We start from the raw sequence: 23,830 nt of genomic DNA on the forward strand, positions 1-23,830 counted from the left end.
AAAAACCACGCCAGAAAAGGCGGATTCAAAATTAGCGATGCAGTTGGTTAAGTGCGGCAATCACGTCATCACTGGTTTTTTTGGCCAGTTCAACCGCGCCTTTACCCATTTGCGCACGCACTTGAGCCTTGCCCTTGAGACGCAGCTCGCGAAGCGCCAGCAGGTTCGCTTCAAACTCAACGGCCTTGGCAAGGATCTGGTCTGCGGCCTGCTTCGCTGTTCGCCCTTTGACCACCCATGCCGAAACGCCTGTCGGAACGGCTTGTTTGGGGTAGCCCACGTCCTTAAACGCTTTTGCTTGGAGGGCAGCTTGCCGGTATTCCAAGGCCCGCAACGGGTCACCGGCCAAGGCGCGACGGGCATCACCGGCAACCGCATCGATTTTGGCGCACAGTCGCTCACCTTCAATACGCATCAGCTCAGCCGCATTTTCTTCGCTGAGCACCCACCGACCGTCCTCCCAAGTGTGAGCGGAGGATGGCGGAGCCGGGCGCAGCTCATTTTCGTACTGATGCAGCTCTTGAATAACTCTCATCGAATCAACTCCCAGGACAGGTGGACGTTGACTGCGTTGGTAAAATTGACGGCGATGCCGACACTGTAATCAGTCAGGGCTTGGTGTCCCTTGATCCCCATGCTTAACAGCAACTCATCGCTGTCGGCATTGGTGGCGCCCAAGGTGTGTTCGGCTTGAAAGCACTGCCAAAGCGAACGCAACTGAGAATGGTCAAAGCTGGCCGTGACGGTGGAGACCGTTACATCATTGACTAGGTTGGTGGAGAACAGCACACACATCGACGGGCTTGCAGGATTGCTCCAGCCAACTGCATTGCTGACAATAGCCGTTGAGGCGGGTGACAAATAGCTGTAGTTACCGCCCAGCCATCCGGCCTGGGCAAAAACCAGCGAACTCAAGGCGGACGCATGAGGTGTCGGATTTCCGGCTACGAGGCGCGCCGAACGGGCATGCGGATCCAGCGGTAGGTACACCACTCCCGTGCCATTGACGGTTTGAGTCCAGGTCAGTCGTGCACGGTTATAGATCGTACGAATCGTCGGCGAGGATCCCGACGCTCCGGTCACCACCCAAGCTAGGCACATGTCCAGTGGCGTAGACTGGAATCCGCCACCGGAAGCGCCATTGGGAATCCCCTTCAGCGACTCCGGCACGCCGTCATAAAGGCTTCCTCGCTGCATGTAGAAAGTCAGTACACTACCCACCACCTGCGCTCTTAGAAAGTAACTGGAACCGGGCAAGAGCTCTTCGCTACTCCACGCTTCGGTCACGAAGGTGCGCGACCGGCCCAACCGTCCACTTAAAACTTCCTGGACGATGCTGATACACACCCCCGCCGGAATCGAAAGCCGTCCGCCGCTGGTCGATACCGCCGCAGGCGTTAAGGGGAGACGAGCATCGGCTGTAGCAATCGTGGGCAGAGGCAGGGCGTCAAGCGGTAGAGCAAGATCCTGGTTCCAACCTTTTGCCGCCACCAACTGAATCGCCTGGAGCAACTGATCATTCTGGGTTTCATCGGGGCTCAACTCCCCTGCCTTAATGACATTGACTATTTCTTGCGTCACCCCGTTGCCCCACGCTGCCGGAATCAACGACCCAGGCGTCCCTGTCAGCGGATTTTCATCCACGAACTTCCCATTCACCAGCCCAGCGCTGGGCACACTTTTCGGATAATCCATTTTCTACTCCCTAGTCATAATTGATGTGAACCTTCGTATGCGCCGGGGCGCTACGGTGGATCAGGCACTCCAGGGCCGACCCCGGATTGACGCCAAAACGTTCGCCCCAATAGCTGGCGCCGAAACGTCTACCGAGCAGCAGGCGGCCGCCGGTGTTGAGGGTCCACATGAATTGCGCCTGCCAAGTGCCAAAGTGGGCTTCGCCGAACCGGACACGGCCCATGCGTGGGGCCTTGAGTTCGGTGATAGTGGCATTGGGGTAACCCTGGCTCTTGGCGATCTCCACGTAGTAAGCGATGGCCTGGCTGCCCGACGCCAACAACCGCCGCCGCACCGCCAATCGGCGGTCGTCGTACAGCGGCGTGGCGCCCAGGCACGGATCCGGCAAACTCATCACCCGCTCCCAATCCGGCACCAACTCACTTACCCCGGCCGGGTCCATTTCATGGAGCAGGTCGGCGGCACGAGCGTCGAGGCGGGCCAGTTCCTGGGCGATGCCTTCGAGCACCTGCTCCAGCTCCGGTACGCGCTCGGGGTCCCACGCCGGGCCGCTGGGCAGCAGGCTGCGCAGTTGGGCCTGGTACTGCTCGGCGGTTCTCATTCCAGCCATACGCAGCCTCCGAAAGTCAGCAGTTGGTTGCTGGCGGCGAGCACATCGGCGATCGGTGCGGTGAGGGTGTGGTCGGTTTCGCCGGTGGCGCTGCTGATGGCTTCGGCGATGTGGGTCAGCAACAAGATTTCGCCGAGGCCGGCCTCGCGGTTATGCAGGTCGCGCAGTTGGGCTTCGATGGCGGCGCGCACGGCGCTGGTGTCCGGGGTGATGCGCAACCGGTAGGTGACCGGCACTTGCGTTGGCGCCAGCACGTGCAATTCGGCGGTCACTGGGCGCAAGGGTTCGATATAGGCCCGGACGTCTTCCAGTTGCTCGGCATTGGGGATGGGTTGCGGATCGTCGTCGCGCATCACGAAGAGGCCAACGGTGCCAGGGCCCAGGTAGCTGCCCCGGCACCAGGCGCGGGTGATGCCCGGGCACTCCAGGGCCCAGGTCTCGTAATCCTGGGCCGAGCCACCGTGGGGAATGATGCGGTAAGAACGGATGACTCGCGCCCGCAATGATTCGAGGCTCTCGCGGGCGACGCCGCCAATCAGTCCCGGCGCCAACACGGTGAAGCTGCTGCCGATGCCAAGGATCGGCTGCACCGCCGTGAGCACCAGGCCGGCGTCGGCATTGCCAAGGCTGCCGGCGTCCAGCGCGGCGATGGTGGTGCTGTTCAGACCATTGCCGGTGGTGCGGGCGCCGGTCACTTTGTAGGTGCGGCCATCGCTGGATTGCAACAAGGTGTCGACATCCAGCACGGCACCTGCGGTGGCGGTAAAGCTGACGCTGCCGCTGGCCGCCTGGGCCGCTTTGCGAGCTTGGTTCAGGCGTAGGGCAGCGATGCGCTCCAGGGTGGATTCGTCGGCCTTGTCCGGCAGGATCTGCTCGGCGATCCAATCGAGGTAGCCATACAGGCCATAGGCGGCACCGCCGAGGGTACGGGCCAACACTTGGGCATCGGACTGGCGCAGCGAGTCGCTGGCCAGGTCGCTTTGGGCGCGTTTGATCAGCACCGGCAGCGAAGGGGTTTCAAACGGCATAGGTCACCTGCCAACTGTTATCGGGGTTGATGTCCAGGCGCTCGCCGTCGGTCAGGGTCAGGACCGTGCGCAGGTTCAGGCGCTGGGCATCGAGGCGTTCGCTAATGATGTCGATGGCGCGGCAATGGCCGTCGTCGATCAGCCATTGCAGGGCTTCGCGGGCGTAGAACTCGGCGTCGAGTTGGGTCTGGCGGGTCAGCTTGACGCGGCGCAACAACCACAGCCGCGAGCCGATGCGGTCGTCGGCGACAGTAGGAAAGGAGTCGCCCCACCAGCCGAAACGTTGCTCATCATCGACGGCATCGTCGTCAACGGCACGGCGCCAGGTGAACAGGCTGATCAGCACCGCACGGGTCAGTGCGGCATGCAGGTTCTGACTGATAAGCATCATGGGCCTCCTACCGGCGCGCCAGTCTGGCCACTGCCGGGCTGCACGCCGACATGCACGTGCTTGACCTGGCTGATGCCACCAGCAATCTGATCGCCTTGGGAAACGATCTTGCCGGTGTGGTTGATGACCGGACTGTCGATGTTCACCGCGCGGCTGGCATGGATATTCAGGGTCGCGGTGTCGATGTCGATGACACGTCCGCGCTTGAAGTGAAGCTTGTCGCCTTCGTCGGTGTAGATCGCCACTTCGCCGGGGGCCAGGGCCTTGAGGCGGAAACGGCGGTCGGCGACCACCAGCACCACGGCATGGGAGCGGTCACCCCCCAGGAACGTGGCGATGCCCTCGGCGCCGGCCAGCGGATTGCTGGTAAAGCCATAAGGCTCGAAGTGCTCCATATCGTCGTTCACTTCGCCGGCCGTCAGGCGCATTTGCAGCGATTGCAGCTTGCTGGCCGAGTTGGCGAGCACGACAGTGCCGCGCGCCAGGAGGCGGGTCAGTAGGCTCATTGAGGTTTCCTTCGGAATCGGGTTTAACAGTGATTGGCAGCGCCCCCAATACTGTGGGAGCGGGCTTGCTCCGGGCGGCGATCCGACGAAGACGCCGGCACAGCCAATATCGAGGCAGGCTGACCCACCGCTTTCGCGAGCAAGCCCACTCCCACAGGGGATTTGTGATGAGGCCGGCATCGCCGTAAGGCTCAGGTTTTGGGAGGCGTCGGGTTTGCGTCGAAGGTGTGCGGCGGGGCGACTTGCAGGGTGGTGATGGAGCCTTGGGCGGACAGGGAGTAGGTCACTTTGGAAACCAGCATGTCACCGTCGAACCCCAGCACCGGATCGATCACCCGCACCAGGATGTTGTGTCGCCACAAATCACCATTGGCCTGGCGCCAGCCCTGTACGCGGTAGGTGGTGGCCTGGGCCTTGCCGGTGCGAATGGCGCTCTCCCAGTCGGCCCGCTGCTGGGCCAGGTCGAAGGTCAATTGGGCACTTTCGTTGATCACCGTGACCCGCTTGCGCTTGAAGCCCAGATCGGTGGCGGTGCCCGAGACTTCACTCACCGCCGCCCCGCTCTGCTGGTCGTTGCCCTTGTGCTGACCGATTACCCGGTATTCGGAAAACACCTGGCTGTAGTCCATCGGTGCATTGGCCGAAAGAACGTTCTTGCCCAGTTCCAACGCATCACTGGCCCGCCCACCGCTGCCGGGTTTGGCCAGCAGCACGCGGCCTTCGGCGTCGTCGGTGGAAAACACCCGGAACAACGTCAGCAAACGGTCGATGGATTGAAACACCGTTTCCCCCGGTACGATGCTGTGCTCGCTCAGACGCGCGGTCTCGGCGATTTCGCTGACCACGCCCACCCCGTATTCCGCCGCCAGGGCCTGGACGATGCTCAGCAACGTTTGCCCGCGCCATTGGCTGGGGCGGTTGATCGCCGCGCAGTCCACCAGGTCCTGGGTCTTGGAACCGCCTTCGATGCTCAGGCTGATCTGTCGACCGTCATAGCTGACCGGAGCCTTGAACACGTAGCCGCTGAGCACCAGGTCGGCGCCAATGCGCACCTGGCATTCATCGCCCGGACGGATCGGCACCGCTCGCGTTTGCCCCGGCCATTGCCAGGTGATGTCGAGTTTGAACGTGCGGAACTGACGCTCCAGGTCCGCACTGATTTCCACGCTTTTCCAACCCGCGTAATCCAGCCCGCCGACAGTCAGCGAAACAGCGTTATCGCGCTCGTTCATGGCTTATTCCCCCGAGACTTTCAGGTCGTTGGGCGGCAGGAAGCCAGGGTGGGCCACGCCGTTGCGCTGGGTCACTTCGGTCACGCGGGTGGCGTCGGCGAATTGCTGGTAAGCCACCACCAACGCGGGCAGGCTTTGCTTGAACGACAGGTTGACCAGCCTGACGCCCGACGAGGCCACTGCCGTCAGGTGAGCGGCCATGTGCTGACGCAAATTGTTCATCGCCTGGTAGTGATCCGGATCGGCCTTGAGCGAGGCCTGCCAGATCGCTTCATTGAGGGCATCGCGCAGGGCCAGCACATCGTCGGCCACCGGCACATCCCGGCGCTGGACCGGTTGCACCGCCTGCTGCGCCAGCGACGGCGTGGCGCCCAGGCGGACCACTGGCGCCGCCACCGGCATCGCCGCGATCCATTGCGCGGCCTGTACCAGCAGCGTGTCCTGCACCAGGTCGGCCACGGCCTGGGCCGCCGCCGTAGTGTCCTTGCCGGTGGTGAGTTTGGGCGCGTCCGCCTCGCGAATGGCTTCCACCTGCTGGGACACGTTGGCAATCACGCCGCGATAGCCGTCACGGGCAAAGTCTTTCAGCTCCCGGATGTCTCCCAGCAAACCCTTGAACTGCGCCGCCACTTCCTTGGGCAGCTCTTTCACCGCCTCGACCAGATCGCTGAGTTGCCGATAGGTCTCGATCAGCGGCTTGAGTTCCTGTTCGATCACACCGTAGACGTCCTTGAGGCTGTTGCGCAGGTCAGCGATGCCGATCCGCGCCGCCTTGATCAGGCTCATGGCCTCCTCGAAGCGCCGCACCGCAGAACCCAGGAAGCTGTCGGCCGACACCAGCAGCAATTTCTGGCTGTTGATCGCCGCCGTCGGGAATGGCAACGGCTGGTCGGGGTAGAACTTCAGGGCAAACGTCACCAGCCCGCCGTCCTGGCGGGTCTGGGTCATGTCGCACTCCCCCACCTTGACCGGCAGGCGCCCCAGCCATGGGTGCACCAGCTCACCGCTGCCCTGCTCCAGGGCCTTGAGCAGCTTGTCACGTTGCTCCAGGCAATCAGGGCCGACGATGAACGCGGTCAGCTCATGGACGCTCGCCTGCCGGCCCAACCCTTCGAAAAAGGGCTGGTCGCGCTGTGGGTATTCATGCAATTGGCCTTTGTGGCCGACCGGGGTTTTCGCCTGGTCGACCCAGAACCCGACGCCACGAAACGACGCCGGCAACAAACGATCACGCCAGCTCATTCGAACCTCCTGTGGACAGTGAGCGGTAGCCGATGCGCGAACTCACCGCCAGGGCCGGTTGATTGGTTTGTGGTGGATCGGCGCGCAATCCGGCCGGCGCGTTCTCGAAGCGCACGGTGAGACCGCCTTCGAGTTGCGTGCGGTTATTGGCGGCGCTTTGTTGCACCAGGGCGCTGGAGGTTTGTGGCAACCCCCCGGGCGCCAACGCTGCCTTCACGGGCGATGTGCCCGCAGGTTGTTCAGTGGGCCCGCCAAAGAACGTCGGCGCCAGCTCGCCCTTGCTTTCGGCATTGGTTTTTCGCTGCGCGTCGGCCAACCCTTCGACCTTGCCGGTGAACGTGGCGATGACTTCGCCGAAGCCACCGTTGAAGAACGCCTTGATCGGTGCGATCACGCCTTGCAGCTCATCCCACCACTGCGTGAACCACTCGCCGACAGGCCCCCATTGTCGGGTAAGTCCCTCGATGGGCGACCAATCGAACAAGCTGCCGAACACCGCCAACATGGCCGACACCTGATTGCGAATACCTTCCCAGATCCCGGCGAAGACTTCACCGATCGTGCCCCAGTTGGCCATGATCAGCCCCAGCGGCGTCCAGTCGAACAGGCCTTTCAAGACGTCCATCACCGGCACGGTCAAGGCCTTGAGCAAATCCCAGATCGCCGCGAACAAGCCGCTCAACGGCGCCCAGTTGTTGAGGATCAAACCCAAGGGCGACCAGGCAAACAAGGTCTGCATGAAGCCGACGATAGGCGTCGCCGCAGCCACGATCACATTCCAGAGCGAACCGAAGAAGCTGCTGATCGGCGTCCAGTGGGCGATGATCATGCCCGCCGCCAAGGCGATGCCCATGGCAATCAAGCCAATGGGATTCATCTTCAAGGCCAGGTTGACCACCTCCAGCGCCTGGCTCGCGCCACTGATCGCCGTTTGAATCGCGTTGAACGCTACGGCACTGTTGGCCAGCCCCTGCACCAGTTGCGGATTGTCCAGCAGCACCTGGGCCACACCCGTGACCATTGGCTGCAAACCGGCCGCTACCGCGTTGACTGCTGGCCCCAGCGCCGAGCCAAACTGCGCCGACACGTTGCCGATGGAAGTCTTCAATCCATCCAGATTCTGTGCCGCCACACGAGGCGCTTCAGGTGCTTGCAGGCTGCTGGTCGCCGCGTTCAACGCACCGACTTCCCCTTTGAGCGCCTCTGCTGACTTGAGCCCTTCCACGAACGGCTTGGCGAGGCCGCCCTCCGGCAACAGGCCGGAAATATCCAGGCTGTCGAGACCGATCGCGTCGAGGTTCTGCTTGAAACTCGCCACCTTGGCCCGAAGACCGGCCAGCTTGGGCGACAGTTCATCGATACCGGTCAGCAGCACTGCTTTTTTCTCTACCTTTTGTGTGTCTGCCATCACTGCACCTGCTGCATCGCATTGATCCGTTGCGCGTGCTCCAGGGATTCGCGGAGCACATCCAGTGGCCTGGCCATCATCTGTTCGGGGTCGACCTTCCAGAACCAGGCCAGGTCATAGGCGGCGGTGATCAGGTCGCCGATGGCTGCGACGCCGCACTCATGAAAAAACTCGCGACGGCCCAGCTCAGGGCATTGAGGTCAGCCAGGTCCAACTGATTGACCGACGACGGTGGGATACCGGCGCAGACCGCGATGTATTTGGCCGCGACGTCCATGTCCAGGCTCACCTCCTCGCGCTTGTCGATCTTGTACGGCAGCGCCTTGATCGCCCGGACCTCCTGCACCGTCGGACGGCGCAGGGTCAGTTCGCTCAGCGGCTCGCCGTGGGCTTCGATAGCCACGCGCAGCATCACGACGTCGGTCATTGCCAGGTCCCCTTGATGCCTTCGAACTTCAGCTCGACGGTGGCGTCGTCACCCTTGGACACCGGCTCTTCCACCAGGTAGGCACCGGCCAGCACGTAGACCTTGCCGTTGCTGAACTCGCAGGTGATGGTCATGTCGGTGCCGGCAACCAGTTGCTTGAGCGGAAAGTCCGCGGTGTGCAGCGCCGTCACCTTGAAGGACGGCGCGATGTCGGTTTCCTTGTAGAAACCGGGTACGACGGTTTCGCGTTTGGTGAACATCAGCGGCGCTTCACAGCCGCCGTTGATGGTCAGTTGGGCGCCGTCCACTTTGACGTAGCAGGTGCCCGCAATCAGTTGACCCATGGTGTATCTCCCTTCCAATAAAAAAGCCCACGCGGGGTGGACCAATGCTGTTCACTTAAAGTGTGTTTGAACCATTGTGGCGAGGGAGCTTGCTCCCGCTGGATGCGCCAGCATCCTTTCCGGTGTGATGGCTGGTAAAGCAGAGGGCCGCTTCGCAGCCCAGCGGGAGCAAGCTCCCTCGCCACGGTCAGGCAGCGGCGTCGTATTGCAGGCGGAACTGGTTGAGCAGTGCGAACACCCGCAGGCCGTTGATGTAGTCCGGCGGGAACAGCACGTTGACCCGGCTCGGGTCCTGGCTGTCGCGCTCGACGACCAGGTGCTCGGCGAACAACTCGGCGTTTTCCACATGGCCCTCCAGCTCCAACTTGGCGTACTGAGCGATCAACTCACCACGAATAGTGCTTGGGGTGACGATGGGCTGGCCGGCGCCGAAACGGGTGCCGTCGGAGGCCAGTTTGTGGCGCCCGTACTTGCTCGTGATCACGCTTTGCAGACGGCGCACGATGAACGCCGACTGGTGCATGGTTTCGCTGTCCAGGTAGGAGTTGTCCGCCTGGCCGAAAGCGTTCCTCTGGTACGTGGTGATCGAACGCTGGATGCGGACATAGCCGCCTTCGTAGTACGCCGTGGCGATGCCGTAGTTGAGCAGCGACTGGCGCTCGGCCAAGGTGAAACGCTCGCTGGCCGGCGCCGGATCCAGGCCCGGCAGGCTGCCGCTCTGGGTTGGGCGGCTGGCGTCGGCGGAGATGAACACCGCCGTGCGCGCAGCCAGGGCAGCGGCCTGGACCCAGAGCGGTTGCGGCACGCCCGGCTCCATGGCCTGGACGGTCATGTGCTGGTCGTTGCGCGCCTGACCGGCCGCCACCAGGGTACCGAGGGTGCCGCGCTTGGCGCTGTAGACATGGCCGAACAACTGCTTGGCCCAGGACCAGCGACCGGTGCTGTCGTCCATGACCGCTTGCCAGGTGTTGAGGCTCGCCACGTCGGACCACGGCATGGCGATAAACTCGAACGGTTCATCGCCCAATGCTGCCACGGCGGCGGTCTGGTCCGGCACACCGGCGCCACCCGTCATGGAGGTGATCGCCGTGACCAGGCCGGCCGGGGTGTCTTCACCGTTGCTCTTGCCCAGGCGATTGAATTGCAGGCTGATGTCGTTGCCGCTGGCACCGGTCCATTTGGCGCTGAGCGTCACCACGCCTTCGGCGGCTACGGCGCTCACCGGCAGGTCGGCGGTTGCGTTGATCTTCAAGGCCAGCGCCATGGCCGCCTGGGCCGCCGTCGCACCATTGGCGACGGCCGCCTGAACGCGCACACCGCCGACGTAGAGGTTGAGCACGCCGCTTTGCGTGGCGGCGCCGGTGAGGGTCAGCACACCTTGGGCAATGGCCCCTTCGACGTTATGCAGCGGCAAGCACCAGATCTCACCGAGCGGGTCGGTCTTGCGCCAGGTCTCGTACATGGCGGCGAGCATCGAGCCCTGCCCGCCAATGCTTTTGGCCAGCGCGATGCTGGACACCAGCACCAACTTGCCAACCTCGACCGGGGCAGCATTGTCGTTGACCTGGGCCACGATCAGGCGGCGCATGGCCGACGACGCGCTATTGGCGGCCGAGTTGTCCATTTCGGCGTAGAACAGCGGAACACGAATGTCCGCGGGGATGTTGCTGAATCCGATCGCCATTATTTGGCTCCCTGTGGTTTGACCGTTTTCACGGCTTTGGTGGTGATATCGCCGTCAGCCAGACGTCGACGCCACCAGGCGTTGTCCGGCACTTCCCGGCCCTCGGCGGGCAGCAGGTCGCCCGCTTCCGGATCCGGCACGGCTCGGCCCGGGGCCGGCAGTACGGTGATGCGTTTGCTCATGGGGTTACGTCTCCAGAGAAAGTCAGTTCCAGGCGCCCATCGGGGCCAGGACGTTTCAGGTTGGGGTCCGCCGGGTCAATGGCATCGACCCGCACGGTGACCCCGGTAAAGGACGACAAGCCGTCCAGTTCACGCTCGTGCCAGCTTTCGGCAGGCTGGCTCGCCAGGTTGCGGCCCAGCTGAAACTCGGCGAAAAAGCGCAGCCGGTACGACGCGCGGTTGCTGGTGCTGGCAACCGGCTCACCGCCGTCGTACTCGATGCCGCGGTAGTCGCCACCGGGCCTGAACCCCACCAGCGCCCGCCACAGCTCACCGCGCAGGTCGTGCAACAGATCCAGCGCTTTAGCCGCGTCCGCGGCGTCAAGCACCAGCACAACATCGAAGCGGTCACGCACCGTTTGCAGCGTGACGTTCTGCGCGGTGTTCCTGTTCGCCACGTCGGCGCTTGGCAAGACGTAGGCGCAAGGGGGTTGCAACAGGGCATCGGCTTGCAGCGTGGCAAGGTCAAAACCGGCGACCACCCGATAGGCGAGCGCGGGGCATTGCTCACGCAATTGCGTGAGGATCGGGGTGATCTTCATGGGTGTATTCCAGTTGGGACAGTCAGAAACAGGGTTCGCCACGAACCTCTGGGAGCACAGCTTGCTCGCGATGCAGTGGGTCAGCCCCCATCGATGTTGGCTGTGCCGGACTCATCGCGAGCAAGCTTTGCTCCCACATTGGGTCCAGGACGGCCTCCTGTTCATTGTTGATCGGGGTGGGAGTCGCGCGGCGGCACTTCACAAACGCCGATCCGCCGGGCGGCCCAGCGTTCGTAAAGCCCGATGGCCACGTCCGCCCCGGCCATGGCTGTCAGACAACCAAAGGCACCGGCGGCCCAGATCGACACACCGGCGGCATACAGCAGCATGATCGCCGAGACACCGCAGACCATGCAGGCGCCGGAGCGCAAGGCCAGGCGCCGCAATAACGACCAGCCCCGGGCACCTTCCTTGTCGGCGCGCCACATCTCGCCGGACACCCCGCCCACCAGGGCGAGCACGATGACCAGCCAGATCGGCATGTCCAGCAACGCTTGTTGCTCGTTTGTCATGTCACGCCTCCTGGGGGGTGATGGATGAGTGCTAGGGGGACGGGGGTTCTGCGCAGGACAAACGGTGTCTTACAGTGGTTCAACGATGACGTTGTCGATGAAGGCGAAGTTGGCGTAAGGATTCTGCTCATTGGAGAACGCCAAGGTCGTTTGGGCCGAAGTGGCCGTGAAGTCATACGTGAAAGTGCTCCACTCCACTGCGGTACCTTTCGCCGACGGCGTGTTGAAGGTAACGCTCTGCCCCGCCACCTTGACCTGGACGATGCCGTCGCCGGAGCGGCTGGCGTAGCGCGAATTTCCCGCGCTGAAGGTCAATCGGTACTTGGCGCCGACGGTGGTGGCGAAGTTTTGCTGGATACCGCCGCCGTTGCCGTAGACATAGTTGGCCAGGTCGACAATCACCACGCCATCCGCCGCCACGGAACCGCCGATCGAGGCGGGCATGTTGAAGTACTCGGCACCGGACAGGAACGTCGTCCAACCGGTGATGAAGTTGACTTTCGCCGGGGTATCGAGGATGCAACTGCCGCTGCAGCCTGGCTGTTCGAAGCTGCCGTTGACCAGAAGGTTGGCCGCGGTAGCGTTGCCCCCAGCACCGAGCAACGCAAAGGACAGCAACAGCGGGGTAACGTATTTTTTGAAATGATTCATGATTCACCTCGTGAGTTATGGATTGATCGCGCGGTTGATCAACCGCGCTCATCTCGCTCTGTGGCGATCACTCGAGGCTCAACGGCCTTCACATGATTCAACGTCCCGCATCGGGCGCATTTGATCTGGAGTTCGGTGTTCTCGCCCATGCGGGCCAGAAGTCTTTTGCAGTGGCCGCATCTGAAATCCTTCAGCATTAAGAGCCCTCCCATTGGCGGCGGTATTTGAAGTGCCTCGCGACACAGGCATTCCAAAAAGCCCGGTCGCCCAGGCTTTTCAGTAATGCGCTTGATCTTTCGGCGCGACTGGCGCGGTACGGATCCATTCAAATTGTTCCTCCGACCGCGGCCCCTGCCCGCCGGATAACTGCTTCTGGTGCTTTACGCTGCACACCCGGGTCAGTTGCCAACCCTCTGAACCGTTGAGGCCGGTTCATCGCTGCCTGTTCTGTTGGAACTAAAGAGCTGTGTTGCCAGCCGCTTTGTCGAGCGGCTTGGACACAGAATATGCATGGATGCATATACAGTCAATGCGTAAATGCATTTATTTGTGCGCAACGAATGCATTGATGCATCAAGGCTCAATGGATACGGGGGATTGAGGGGTTTTTGAGGGTGGGTAGATATTTTGAGGGGGGTGTATATCCGTTGCTGTGGTAACGGCGGCTTATGGTTCCGTTCCCTGTGGCGAGGGAGCTTGCTCCCGCTGGCCTGCAAAGCAGGCCCCTGCATGACTTCAGGAAAAACCGCATTGTCTGGTTTTGCGACTGCTGCGCCCGAGGCGTCGGACCGGCCGAGCGGGAGCAAGCTCCCTCGCCACAGGTTTTTGCGGTGTATGGGATGGCCTCATCGCCCCATCAACCACGCTGGCCGAACGCAGGCCTTGCGCAGTGGGCATCCCGGCATGGAGGCCGGGATAGCCGCGCTGGGCCATGGATGGCCCTTCGCGGCGGGCCCACGGAGCAATGCCGGAGTGAGGGCATGCCGAGCCTAGGCGAGGCACCGAGTGGTGGGGCAAGACCTTTTGGTTACTTTTGGCTGGGCCGGCATTCCGGGCGTTTGCCAAAAGTGACCCGCTGTCAGAGCGGAACCATAAGCCGCCGCGACCGAAGAAACGGATATACACACAATCCCAGCCCCAAAAAAAACGCTTTTCATCCCTGAAAAGCGCCTTTTCCAAGTAAACAGCATCACCCGCAAAGGTGGCTTTTATCTGATGACAAAGAAGGGATCAACGAGCATACATCCCCCACCAGAAGACATGCCCAAGAATGACAATCTGCTCATCCTGCATCTCCTGAAAGCTGTAGTCCTCATCCGGATGCTCATCGCGATTGAAGCTGCGCAAGCGAATGCCCGTGGGCAAGCGATAGAGCTGCTTCACCCGCAGCTGACCATTGTGATTGATGGCATAGAGGTCACCGTCGACGATGTCGCCGATCCCGCATTTACCGGCATTCACCCCGACCGTGGCGCCGTCGCGCAGCACCGGCAACATGCTGTTGCCGCGCACCGTCACGCACTTGGCCTGGTCGAACTGCACGCCGTTGTGACGCAGGCTGCGCTTGCCAAAGCGCAGGCTGGAGCGCTCGCTCTCCTCGATGACGAATCTTCCTGATCCAGCAGCCAATTCAACCTCACGCAGAAAAGGGACCGACACCTCGTCTTCTTCGACAGGCGTATCGTCGTCCCACAGGCTTATGTCCTTGAGCTCGGAATGCGACTCGTCGCGGCGGGCACTGCCGGCGGGGGCAATGTCCGCGCGCCCGCGCAACTGGTCGGTGCTCACGGCAAAGTATTCGGCGAGCTTCGAGATATGTTTATCCGAAGGGTCGACGATCTTGCCGCTGAGAATCCGCGAGAGGGTGGATTGAGGCACGCCGGTACGCCGGTGAAGCTCCGTGGGGGAGATCCCGTGCTGGTCGAGCAATGCTCTTAATACGGTAGAAACGTTGCGTTTTTGCATAACGCGCATAGTGCTTGTTCTTTGCGCCGAAGACAAATGCTGTTTTTGCATAAATATGCATGGACGGTGGTGCACTCGACATCGATGCACGCTGCGCCGCCGCCATCGCGGCCCCAGGACGAGAGGGGCCTGCTTTGCAGGCCAGCGGGAGCAAGCTCCCTCGCCACGGGAATTGTGCGCTACAGGCTGTCGTCGAGGAACTTGACCACCGTTCCCATGCAGGCCACTCGCTCCTCCACATGGGGCATGTGGCTGGAGTTCTCGAACAATGCCCAGCGGATGCCCGGGATCAGGTCCAGGTACGGCTTGACCACCAGCGGCGTAGCTTCGTCATGACGCCCGGAGATCAGCAGGCTCGGCACGTTGATCTGCGGCAGGCGGTCGACGATGGTCCAGTCCTTGGTGCTGCCAATGATGTGGAACTCGTTGGGCCCGGTCATGGCGTGGTACACGGTCGGGTCGGCATCGACCTGGGCGAAGGTGCGGGCCACCTCGTCCGGCCAAGGGGTCAGGCGGCACACGTGACGGTCGTAGAACACCCGGGTGGCGGCGATGTAGTCGGCGGCGGTGTAGTCCCCCGCGGCTTCATGGTGCAGCAACGTGGCTTGCACGTCCTGGGGCAGCTCCTCGCGCAGGCGGTTGGCCTCCTTGACCCAGGTGCGCATGTCGGCCGGCGAGTTGGCGATCACCAGGCACCGTAGGCCCGCCGGGCGCAGCACCGCGTGTTCACTGGCCAGCATGCCACCCCAGGACTGGCCCAGCAGCGCGTAACGGTCGCTGATACCCAGGTGTTCAAGCAGGTTGTCGAGTTCGGCGAGGAACAGCTTCACCGTCCAGAACGATGGCGGCATATGCGGCAGGTGGGTCGAACGGCCGTTGCCCAGCTGATCATAGTGGATGACCGGATAACCTCCGGCCGCGACATCCTTGTAAGCGTCGACATAGTCGTAGGTGCAGCCCGGCCCGCCATGCAGGATGACCAGCGGGGTGCGACCCGAATCCAGGTTGCCCGTGACGCGGTACCAGGTCTGGTAGTCGCCGAACGGGGCAAAACCTTCATGCGATTTGATGAGTTCCATTTCATCCGGCTCCGTGCGAATCATAGGACACACCATATCTCGACGCGCGACCGGGCATAACTAGAGAGTTCTCTAGGTTTTCAGACTATTTGCACTCAATTGTCGAGCAAACGGTAATGCACGGCCCGGGCGACCGCCTGGACACGGTTCTTCGCCCCTAACTTGTGCATGGCCGAGGTCAGGTGCAGGGAGACCGTGGCCAACGAGCGGTTGAGCCGCTCGGCGATCTGCGCCGCGGTCAGACCTTCGGCAGCCCAGCGCAGGCATTCGAGCTCGCGGCGGGTCAGGTGAATGATGCGATTGGCAGCCTCCTGGCCCAGCAGGGGGTAGGCCACTTCCTGCAAGGCATGGGCGATCAGGCTGAAGCTGGCGAGGTTGGCCCGGGCATCGTCCAGGTCTCGTTGGCTGGCATGAGGACGCAGGCCGGTCAGGGTTGCCAACCCGCCGCGGGGCAAGTGGATGGGCACGGTGACACCGCAGGCCAGCTGCGCATCGAGCAGGTAACCGACCACCGGCGCATGGCGACGGTCGATCAGGCGCTGCAGGACGGTTTCGCCCTTGGGCACGTACGACCAGGCAAACGCCGCGACAGAGGAAACGGCCAGCTGCTGCACCGGGTCGATCTGGTAGAAGCCATCGGAGCACCACAAGTCCTGCCAATCCCCCGGGGTCTGGCGCAACCTGACCACGGAAGGAGTGATCAGCTCGCCGAGGTGATCCAACGGCACCGGGCTGTAGTCGTACACCAGGGCATCGAAGCCCAGTTGCGCCGCCAGGTCGGCAACGCTGTCCATCTGTTCGTCCAGGCTTCTGCCCGACGACAGACGACCATGGAGTTCAGCCAGCTTGGCTTGCATTCCTTGCACTCCCTTATATATCCCTTGTAGCCACTATCGGATTTCCATCTTGAAAATCCGCCGCGTAGAATGCCACGGCTCGGCGCGGGACTGCCAGACAAAACCTATAGGAAATACTAGCTTGTAGGCAGCTCACTCTCCTGTGCACGGTATAGCGCGAAGCCATGGCCAACAGGAGAGTAGCGATGTGGCGTGAGATACAGCCTGACCAGCAGTTCAACGTAACGGTCGATGGCCACAATGTCGTGGTGTACAGCTTTGGCGAAGGAGACGAGGTGCTGTTGTGCCTCAATGGCGGGCCCGGCCTGCCTTGCGACTACCTTCGCGACGCCCATGGCTGGCTCAAGGACAAGGGCATCCGCGTGGTCGCCTTCGACCAACTGGGCACCGGCGCCTCCGACCGTCCCGACGACGACAGCCTGTGGAACATCAGCCGCTACGTGGCCGAGGTCGAGCAGGTCCGCCAGGCCCTGGACCTGGGCCGTGTGCACATGCTCGGGCACTCCTGGGGTGGCTGGCTGGCGATCGAATACGCCGTCCACCATCCGCAGTCGCTCAAGAGCCTCATCCTGGAAAACACCGTCGGCGACATCCCGCACCTGATCGGCGAGCTGGAACGCCTGCGCGGCGCCCTGGGCAGTGAAACCGTGGCGATGATGCACCGCCACGAAGCCCTGGGAACCCTCGACCATCCCCAGTACCAGGCCGCCATCACCCTGCTCAACTACCGCCACGTGTGCCGTCTCGACGAGTGGCCGGCGCCGGTCAAACGCTCGCTGGACGACTGGAACATGGGCCCCTACACCACCATGCAGGGCCCCAACGAGTTCCTCTATATCGGCAACCTCAAGGACTGGAACCGCCTGGAGCAAATGGGCAACTTCCACATGCCGGTCCTGATCACCACCGGCCAGCACGACGAACTGACCCCCGCCTGCGCCCTGCGCATGAAACTGGCGCTGCACGACCAGGCCGAGCTGCACGTGTTCCCCAACAGCAGCCACATGCCGTTCTACGAAGAGCCGCAAGCCTACTTCCCGGTGTTGCTGGATTTCCTGCACCGCAACCGGGATTGATCGATGAACCTGGCACGCTACCGGTTCGTCCTGATCCGTCCGTTGCAACTGCTACCGGTTCTGCTGGGGATCAGCCTCATCACCTTCGTGCTGATCCGTTCGATACCGGGCGATCCGGCACGGGTGCTGCTGGGCGCGCGCAGCACCCCGGATGCGATCCAGAAGATCCGCGCCCAGTTCGGCCTGGACGAACCGATCTGGGTGCAATACCTGTACTTTTTGAAGAACCTGTTCAACGGAGACCTGGGCAAATCGCTGCTGTACAAGATCGACGCCCTGCCCCTGATCGCCAGCCGCATCGAGCCTACTCTGATGCTGGTGCTGGGCAGCGTGCTGCTGGCGCTGCTCATCGCCGTGCCGCTGGCCGTGCTGGCCGCGCGCCACAAGGGCGGCTGGACCGACAACCTGATCCGTCTGTTCACCACCGCCGGGCTGGGCCTGCCGGCCTTCTGGCTGGGCCTGATGCTGATCCTGCTGTTCAGCGTCTACTGGGGGTTGTTCCCGGTATCCGGTTATGGCCAGACCTGGCCCGACAAACTGCATCACCTGGTGCTGCCCTGCCTGACCATCGCCCTGGCGCTCTCGGCAGTGCTGGTGCGTAACCTGCGCGCCAGCATCCTGCAGCAGATGCAGGCCGACCATATCACCGCCGCCCGCGCCCGAGGCCTGGGCGAAGGCGCGCTGCTGCGGCGACACATCCTGCCCAACGCCATGGTGCCGACCATCAACCTGCTGGCGGTCAACATCGGTTGGCTGATCAGCGGCACCGTGGTCATCGAGAGCCTGTTCTCCTTGCCTGGTATCGGCCAATTGCTGGTGCGCGGCATCTTCACCCGCGACTACATGGTCGTCCAGGGCGTGGCCATGGTGCTGGCCTGCGCCACGGTGGCGGTGAACTTCCTGGCCGACGTGCTCACCACCGCCCTCGATCCCCGGGTGACGATCCAATGAGCCACAGCCCCGCTCTTGCCGTGCGCTGGCGCCTGGGCTGGAACCTGGGCAACGGTCGCCTGACGTTGTACTGCGGCGTGGCCATCGTCCTCGGTTGGTGCGCACTGGCCCTGTTTGCGCCGTGGATCGCCCCGTTCGACCCGCTGTTGCAGAACGGCGAGCTGCGCCTGGTGGCCCCCAGCCTCGCGCACCCCTTCGGCACCGACAATTTCGGTCGCGACGTGCTGTCGCGGGTGATCTGGGGCGCGCGCATCGACTTGCAGATGGCCCTGATCGGGGTGATCTTCCCGTTCCTGCTGGGCACCTGCATCGGCGCCATTGCCGGCTACGTCGGCGGGGTGCTGGACAACACCTGCATGCGCCTGATCGACATCGTCCTGGCCTTCCCCTTCCTGGTGCTGATGCTGGCGATCATGGCCATCCTCGGGCCCGGCCTCGGCAGTTTCTATATCGCCATGGCGCTGGTCGGCTGGGTGTCCTATGCACGGCTGATCCGCTCGCAGATCCTGGTGCTCAAGGAAAGCGACTTCGCCCTGGCCGCCAGGAGCCTGGGTTTCAGCCACCGGCGCACACTGTTCGGCCACCTGCTGCCCAACGCCCTGTTCAGTTCGGTCGTGTTCTGCATGTCGGACGCGGTGCTGGTGCTGCTCAACGGCGCCGCCGTCAGCTACCTGGGCTTGGGCGTACAGCCCCCGACCCCGGAGTGGGGCTCGATGGCGGCCGAGGGCCAGAGCTTCATCACCAGCGCCTGGTGGATCTGCACCTTCCCCGGCCTGGCCGTGGTGACCCTGGCCATGGGCTTCAGCCTGCTGGCCGATGGCGTAGCCGAACGCCTCGGAGACCGTTCATGAGCACTCCGCTGCTGCAGGTCCGGGAGCTCAGCGTGATCGCCCGCAATGACCGGCGCGACATCACCCTGGTCGAGCGGCTGTCGTTCGACCTGGGCGAGGGCGAGATCCTCGGCCTGGTGGGCGAAAGCGGTTCGGGCAAGACCCTGGCCTGCCGCGCCCTCATGCGCCTGCTGCCCGCGCCGAACCTGCGGATCGAGGGCAAGGCCGTGCACTTGGCGGGCCACGACCTGCTGCAACTGGACGAGGCTGGCATGCGCCGCCTGCGCGGACGCGAACTGGGCATGATCTTCCAGAACCCCAGCAGCCACCTGGACCCGCTGATGCGCATCGGCGAACAGATCGCCGAGGGCATCCGCCTGCATCAAGGCGCTTCGCGTCGCGAGGCCCGGGCCGAGGCCATCGAAGTGCTGCGCCAGGTCGGCATTCCCGATCCGAAATCCCGGGTGGACAACTACCCCCACGAGTTCTCCGGCGGCATGCGCCAGCGGGCGATGATCGCCGTGGCGTTGGGCTGCAACCCGAAAGTGCTGATCGCCGACGAGCCGACCACGGCCCTGGACGTCACCGTGCAGGCGCAGATCCTGCGCCTGCTGCTGGAACTGCGTGACCGTCGCGGCTTGTCGATGATCCTGATCAGCCACGACCTTGGAGTGGTGGCGCAGACGTGCGACAGCATCGCCGTGATGTACGCCGGACGCCTCTGCGAACACGGCGACAAGCGCGAATTGCTGGCCCATCCACGCCATCCGTACAGTGCCGGGCTGCTGGCCTGCCACCCTGCGGCGCAACGCCAGGCGCCGCTGATGAACACTATTGTCGGACAACCGCCGCTGCTCGACGCCCTGCCCACGGGCTGTCGCTTCGAGCCGCGCTGCCCCCAGGCCCTGCCGCTGTGCCGGGAGCAACTGCCAGAGCTGCGTGAAAGCAGCCCCGGCCATCACCTGGCCTGCCACACCCCGTTGCTCGCCGGAGGCCTGTCATGACCCCGCTGTTGCAGGTCAACGACCTGCATGTGCAGTTTTGCGCCGCTGGCGATGGCTTGTTCGGCCTGCGCCCGCGCAAGGTCAACGCGGTCAACGGGGCCTCGCTGACCCTCGGCGCCGGCCAGACCCTTGGCCTCGTGGGCGAATCCGGTTGCGGCAAGAGCACCCTGGCCCGGGCCATCCTGCAACTGAACCCGGTCACCGCCGGGCAGGTGGTGTTCGACGGCATCGACATGACCCAGGGCCGCAAGATCGATATTGCCCGCCTGCGCCGCGAGACCGCGATGATCTTCCAGGACCCGTACAGCGCGCTCAATCCAAGCCAGCGCATCGGCCAGATCCTCGCCGAAGTCCTGCAAGTGCAGCGCAAGGTGCCCGCCGAGCGGATCCCGGCGCGGGTCGACGAACTGCTCGAACTGGTCGGCCTGCGCGCCGAACTGGCCGACCGCAAGCCCGGCTCCCTCAGCGGCGGGCAGTGCCAGCGGGTCGGCATCGCCCGGGCCCTGGCCGTCGAACCCCGGCTGATCGTCGCCGACGAATGCGTCGCCGCCCTCGACGTGTCGATCCAGGGCCAGATCATCAACCTGCTGTTGGCGCTGCGCGAGCGCATGGGCCTGGCGCTGCTGTTCATCACCCACGACCTGGGCGTGGTGCGCCGGTTGTGCGACCGGGTCGCAGTGATGTACCTGGGCCAGATCGTCGAGGAAGGCCCGGTGGACGAGGTGTTCGACGCGCCCCGCCACCCCTACACCGCCGCGCTGATCCAGTCGATCCCCGACGTCGACCCGGCCCGCCGCCTGCCGGAACGCCCCCTGGCCGGCGAACCGCCGAGCCCGCTGCACCTGCCGTCCGGTTGCGCCTTTCACCCACGCTGCCCGCAGGCGCTGCCCACCTGCAGCGAAACCGCACCGCCCAGCCACACACAGGGTGCCCGGCGCCATGCCTGCATCCACCCGCAACCGCCTTACTGACACCCCCCCCCATGACCATCAAACGGAGCTTGAGCATGAAACCCGCCACATTGAAATTACTCACCGCCGCCCTCCTGGCTGCCAGCACCTTGGCCACCGGCGCAGCCCAGGCCGCCGGCGTGCTGACCATCGGCTGCCGTGAAGAAAGCACCACCTTCGATCCGATCAAGAGCGCACAGAACCGAGACAGCTGGGTCTTTGCCAACGTCTACGACGTGCTGATCCGGGTCGACAACAGCGGCACCCGGCTGGTCCCGGGCCTGGCCGAGAGCTGGAAGGTCTCCGACGACGGCCTGACCTACACCTTCAAGATCCGCCCGGCCAAGTTCTCCGACGGCACGCCACTGAGCGCCAGCGATGCGGCGTTCTCCCTGCTGCGCATCCGCGACAACCCCGGCTCGCTGTGGGCCGACTCCTACAAGATCATCGACACCGCCCAAGCCCCGGACGACCGCACCCTGGTGGTGACCCTCAAGAACAAATCGGTGCCGTTCCTCTCGCAACTGGCCACCGCCAACGTCTCGGTCCTGTCGAAAAAGGCCATGGACAAGATCGGCGAGGACGCCTACGCCCAGGAACCGGTGACCTCCGGTGCCTTCAAGGTCAAGCAATGGCTGCGCGGTGACCGGGTGATCCTGGAAAAGAACCCCTACTTCTGGGAAGCCGACAAGGTCAGCCTGGATGGCGTGGAATGGATCTCCATCCCCGACGACAACACCCGCATGCTCAAGGTCCAGGCCGGCGAGCTGGACTCGGCGATCTTCGTGCCCTTCTCCCGCGTCGACACCCTGCGCAAAGACCCGAGCCTGGCCATCCACATCGACCCTTCGACCCGTGAAGACCACCTGCTCATCAACCACGCCAAAGGGTTGCTGGGCAAAGTCGAAGTGCGCGAAGCCATCGACCTGGCGATCGACAAGAAAGCGCTGGTGGATACCGTGACCTTCGGCCATGGCGAAGTCGCCTACTCCTACATTCCCAAGGGCGCGCTCTACCACAACGCCAACAACCTGCAACGCCCCTTCGACCCGGCCAAGGCCCGCGAACTGCTGAAGAAGGCTGGCGCAGAGGGATTGAAGGTCAACTACGTGGTCAACGCCGGCAACGAGGCCGACGAACAGATCGCCGTGCTGGTGCAAAAGCAACTGGCCGATGTCGGCATCACCGCCAACCTGCAGAAAGTCGACCCGACCCAGAGCTGGCAGATGCTGGTCGATGGCGACTACGACCTGTCGGTGATGTACTGGACCAACGACGTGCTGGACCCGGACCAGAAGACCACCTTCGTGCTCGGTCACGACACCAACCTGAACTACATGACCCGCTACCGTAACGACAAGGTCAAGGACATGGTGGCCGCGGCCCGGATCGAAATCGACCCGACCAAACGCAAGCAGATTTACGAAGAACTGCAGAAACAGGCCAAGCAAGACGTCAACTGGGTGGATCTGTACTACAGCCCCTACATCAACGTTTCGCGCAGCAATATCCAGAACTTCCTGCAAAACCCGCTGGGGCGCTTCACCCTGGAAGAAACGGTGAAACTGGAAGCGGGTGAAAAAACCGCGAAGAACTGAAGTCCACGCTGAACGTGTGGGGGCGAGCTTGCTTGCGATGGTGGATTGTCAGTTGTCACTCAGGTGACTGTGCCACCGCCATCGCGAGCAGGCTCGCTCCCACAGATTCGTCCAAAATCGACTCACATCGCCCTTTTCCAGACCCTGGGAAATTTCTCCTACAACCCCGTGGGAAAAAGCCCTTGCCGCATCCCACAAATTTGCCCCCCAAGGCTACATCGCCTTGCGCCTATGCCTACACCTACGCCAGAATCCGCCGGCTTGTGCGTCTTGGACCTCACCAGTACTTTTGATCCTGTCACTGCCCGTCAGTGATCGGGTTTAGTCGCTCGGTATTCCAAGGTGCTCACAGCTCCATCAGTCAGGCATTCCCATTCCTGTACTTGACGGCGGCTGTGCGCAGGGCGCCCTCGGGCGCGCCGGTTCCTTGGATCCCCGGTCGACTAACCTGCGTACAGCTGCCACCCCCTCGTTTAGTCGCGAGTAAGTGGTGGCTCAACCTCAAGGATCCATAGAATGCCGACGAACACACCCAATCCCCCAGACGATCACGTCTCCCGCAGTCAATCGGCCAACGCCAAGAAACTCGACGACGCGGCCACCCGTGCCCTGGACTATTACCTCAAGCCGAAAGCCGACAAAGAAACCGCCAAGCCCCTCGACACCCTCTACCTCATCGCCCCCAACATCGACGCCGAATGCCTGCTCGCCAACCTCAGCGAAACCCTGGCCTCGGCCAACGCCATGGTCAGCGACCTGGCATTCGACCTGGAAGGCTCGCGACGGCACATCGCGCTGGGCGTCCAGCAAATGATCGAACTGGGTCAGTTGCTGACAAACCGGGCATTGGACGTGGTTGAACCAAGATAAACCAAAGCCCACCCCGGACACCGCAAACCCCGTGGCGAGGGAGCTTGCTCCCGCTGGCCTGCAAAGCAGGCCCCTGCATGACTTCAGGAAAAACCGCATTGTCTGGTTTTGCGACTGCTGCGCCCGAGGCGTCGGACCGGCCGAGCGGGAGCAAGCT

At 63.2% G+C, this 23,830-nt stretch carries 27 protein-coding genes; 7 read left to right on the forward strand and 20 right to left on the reverse strand.

Annotated features, from left to right (window positions below; translation table 11 throughout):
* Positions 1-31 precede the first annotated feature (31 nt).
* From ACODSJ_RS21200 to ACODSJ_RS21295, 20 genes are all read right to left on the reverse strand, one after another.
* Entirely contained in the window at positions 32-535 is a 504-nt protein-coding gene (locus ACODSJ_RS21200) for a phage tail protein (RefSeq protein WP_489103598.1), read from the reverse strand.
* Positions 532-1,695, reverse strand: coding sequence for a phage tail protein (locus ACODSJ_RS21205; RefSeq protein ID WP_489103599.1), 1,164 nt, complete (start codon positions 1,693-1,695; stop codon positions 532-534). The genes ACODSJ_RS21200 and ACODSJ_RS21205 overlap by 4 nt, the downstream gene beginning before the upstream one ends.
* 10 nt (positions 1,696-1,705) lie before the next feature.
* Positions 1,706-2,305: a YmfQ family protein gene (locus ACODSJ_RS21210; protein WP_489103600.1), complete on the reverse strand. Its 600-nt coding sequence runs from the start codon at positions 2,303-2,305 to the stop codon at positions 1,706-1,708.
* Positions 2,293-3,333 (reverse strand): baseplate J/gp47 family protein, encoded by a 1,041-nt coding sequence (locus ACODSJ_RS21215; RefSeq protein ID WP_489103601.1) that lies wholly within the window; start codon positions 3,331-3,333, stop codon positions 2,293-2,295. The genes ACODSJ_RS21210 and ACODSJ_RS21215 overlap by 13 nt, the downstream gene beginning before the upstream one ends.
* Complete coding sequence (locus ACODSJ_RS21220) at positions 3,323-3,721, reverse strand: phage GP46 family protein (RefSeq protein WP_489103624.1); 399 nt, start codon at positions 3,719-3,721, stop codon at positions 3,323-3,325. Before ACODSJ_RS21220 ends, ACODSJ_RS21215 begins: the two co-directional genes overlap by 11 nt.
* Entirely contained in the window at positions 3,721-4,230 is a 510-nt protein-coding gene (locus tag ACODSJ_RS21225) for a phage baseplate assembly protein V (RefSeq protein WP_489103602.1), read from the reverse strand. Before ACODSJ_RS21225 ends, ACODSJ_RS21220 begins: the two co-directional genes overlap by 1 nt.
* A gap of 191 nt (positions 4,231-4,421) precedes the next feature.
* Positions 4,422-5,462, reverse strand: coding sequence for a phage baseplate assembly protein (locus ACODSJ_RS21230; protein ID WP_489103603.1), 1,041 nt, complete (start codon positions 5,460-5,462; stop codon positions 4,422-4,424).
* 3 nt (positions 5,463-5,465) lie between these two features.
* Positions 5,466-6,704 carry a DNA circularization protein gene (locus tag ACODSJ_RS21235; RefSeq protein ID WP_489103604.1) on the reverse strand — a complete coding sequence of 413 codons (1,239 nt, stop codon included), beginning with the start codon at positions 6,702-6,704 and terminating at the stop codon, positions 5,466-5,468.
* Positions 6,691-8,112, reverse strand: a complete 1,422-nt coding sequence (locus ACODSJ_RS21240; RefSeq protein WP_489103605.1) for a phage tail protein — start codon at positions 8,110-8,112, stop codon at positions 6,691-6,693. Before ACODSJ_RS21240 ends, ACODSJ_RS21235 begins: the two co-directional genes overlap by 14 nt.
* Positions 8,113-8,242: 130 nt before the next feature.
* Complete coding sequence (locus ACODSJ_RS21245) at positions 8,243-8,539, reverse strand: phage tail assembly protein (protein WP_489103606.1); 297 nt, start codon at positions 8,537-8,539, stop codon at positions 8,243-8,245.
* Entirely contained in the window at positions 8,536-8,883 is a 348-nt protein-coding gene (locus tag ACODSJ_RS21250) for a phage tail tube protein (protein ID WP_489103607.1), read from the reverse strand. The genes ACODSJ_RS21245 and ACODSJ_RS21250 overlap by 4 nt, the downstream gene beginning before the upstream one ends.
* A gap of 187 nt (positions 8,884-9,070) precedes the next feature.
* Positions 9,071-10,567 (reverse strand): phage tail sheath subtilisin-like domain-containing protein, encoded by a 1,497-nt coding sequence (locus ACODSJ_RS21255; protein WP_489103608.1) that lies wholly within the window; start codon positions 10,565-10,567, stop codon positions 9,071-9,073.
* On the reverse strand, positions 10,567-10,749 hold the full coding sequence (locus ACODSJ_RS21260; protein ID WP_489103609.1) for a DUF2635 domain-containing protein: 183 nt from the start codon (positions 10,747-10,749) through the stop codon (positions 10,567-10,569). The genes ACODSJ_RS21255 and ACODSJ_RS21260 overlap by 1 nt, the downstream gene beginning before the upstream one ends.
* Positions 10,746-11,330 carry a phage tail terminator protein gene (locus tag ACODSJ_RS21265; RefSeq protein WP_489103610.1) on the reverse strand — a complete coding sequence of 195 codons (585 nt, stop codon included), beginning with the start codon at positions 11,328-11,330 and terminating at the stop codon, positions 10,746-10,748. Before ACODSJ_RS21265 ends, ACODSJ_RS21260 begins: the two co-directional genes overlap by 4 nt.
* Before the next feature lie 161 nt (positions 11,331-11,491).
* Positions 11,492-11,842 (reverse strand): phage holin family protein, encoded by a 351-nt coding sequence (locus tag ACODSJ_RS21270; protein ID WP_489103611.1) that lies wholly within the window; start codon positions 11,840-11,842, stop codon positions 11,492-11,494.
* 69 nt (positions 11,843-11,911) lie between these two features.
* Positions 11,912-12,493 carry a DUF642 domain-containing protein gene (locus ACODSJ_RS21275; RefSeq protein WP_489103612.1) on the reverse strand — a complete coding sequence of 194 codons (582 nt, stop codon included), beginning with the start codon at positions 12,491-12,493 and terminating at the stop codon, positions 11,912-11,914.
* Between the two features lie 38 nt (positions 12,494-12,531).
* Positions 12,532-12,690, reverse strand: coding sequence for a Com family DNA-binding transcriptional regulator (locus tag ACODSJ_RS21280; protein WP_489103613.1), 159 nt, complete (start codon positions 12,688-12,690; stop codon positions 12,532-12,534).
* Between the two features lie 1,033 nt (positions 12,691-13,723).
* Complete coding sequence (locus ACODSJ_RS21285; protein ID WP_489103625.1) at positions 13,724-14,458, reverse strand: LexA family transcriptional regulator; 735 nt, start codon at positions 14,456-14,458, stop codon at positions 13,724-13,726.
* A 179-nt stretch (positions 14,459-14,637) separates the two neighbouring features.
* Positions 14,638-15,537 carry a proline iminopeptidase-family hydrolase gene (locus ACODSJ_RS21290; RefSeq protein WP_489103614.1) on the reverse strand — a complete coding sequence of 300 codons (900 nt, stop codon included), beginning with the start codon at positions 15,535-15,537 and terminating at the stop codon, positions 14,638-14,640.
* Positions 15,538-15,632: 95 nt separating this feature from the next.
* Positions 15,633-16,394, reverse strand: coding sequence for a LuxR family transcriptional regulator (locus ACODSJ_RS21295; protein ID WP_489103615.1), 762 nt, complete (start codon positions 16,392-16,394; stop codon positions 15,633-15,635).
* A 185-nt stretch (positions 16,395-16,579) separates the two neighbouring features.
* Between ACODSJ_RS21295 and ACODSJ_RS21300 the strand changes: the two genes are divergently transcribed.
* From ACODSJ_RS21300 to ACODSJ_RS21330, 7 genes are all read left to right on the forward strand, one after another.
* Positions 16,580-17,470 (forward strand): proline iminopeptidase-family hydrolase, encoded by an 891-nt coding sequence (locus ACODSJ_RS21300; protein WP_489103616.1) that lies wholly within the window; start codon positions 16,580-16,582, stop codon positions 17,468-17,470.
* Positions 17,471-17,473: 3 nt separating this feature from the next.
* Positions 17,474-18,421: an ABC transporter permease gene (locus ACODSJ_RS21305; protein WP_489103617.1), complete on the forward strand. Its 948-nt coding sequence runs from the start codon at positions 17,474-17,476 to the stop codon at positions 18,419-18,421.
* Positions 18,418-19,272 carry an ABC transporter permease gene (locus ACODSJ_RS21310; RefSeq protein WP_489103618.1) on the forward strand — a complete coding sequence of 285 codons (855 nt, stop codon included), beginning with the start codon at positions 18,418-18,420 and terminating at the stop codon, positions 19,270-19,272. Before ACODSJ_RS21305 ends, ACODSJ_RS21310 begins: the two co-directional genes overlap by 4 nt.
* Entirely contained in the window at positions 19,269-20,255 is a 987-nt protein-coding gene (locus ACODSJ_RS21315; protein WP_489103619.1) for an ABC transporter ATP-binding protein, read from the forward strand. Before ACODSJ_RS21310 ends, ACODSJ_RS21315 begins: the two co-directional genes overlap by 4 nt.
* The gene (locus ACODSJ_RS21320) at positions 20,252-21,226 is read left to right on the forward strand and encodes an ABC transporter ATP-binding protein (RefSeq protein WP_489103620.1); all 975 of its coding nucleotides are present in this window, start codon (positions 20,252-20,254) and stop codon (positions 21,224-21,226) included. Before ACODSJ_RS21315 ends, ACODSJ_RS21320 begins: the two co-directional genes overlap by 4 nt.
* 35 nt (positions 21,227-21,261) lie before the next feature.
* On the forward strand, positions 21,262-22,803 hold the full coding sequence (locus ACODSJ_RS21325; RefSeq protein ID WP_489103621.1) for an ABC transporter substrate-binding protein: 1,542 nt from the start codon (positions 21,262-21,264) through the stop codon (positions 22,801-22,803).
* A 516-nt stretch (positions 22,804-23,319) separates the two neighbouring features.
* Positions 23,320-23,673: a DUF6124 family protein gene (locus ACODSJ_RS21330; RefSeq protein ID WP_489103622.1), complete on the forward strand. Its 354-nt coding sequence runs from the start codon at positions 23,320-23,322 to the stop codon at positions 23,671-23,673.
* Positions 23,674-23,830 lie beyond the last annotated feature (157 nt).

It is taken from the genome of Pseudomonas sp. FG6, from assembly GCF_057809015.1.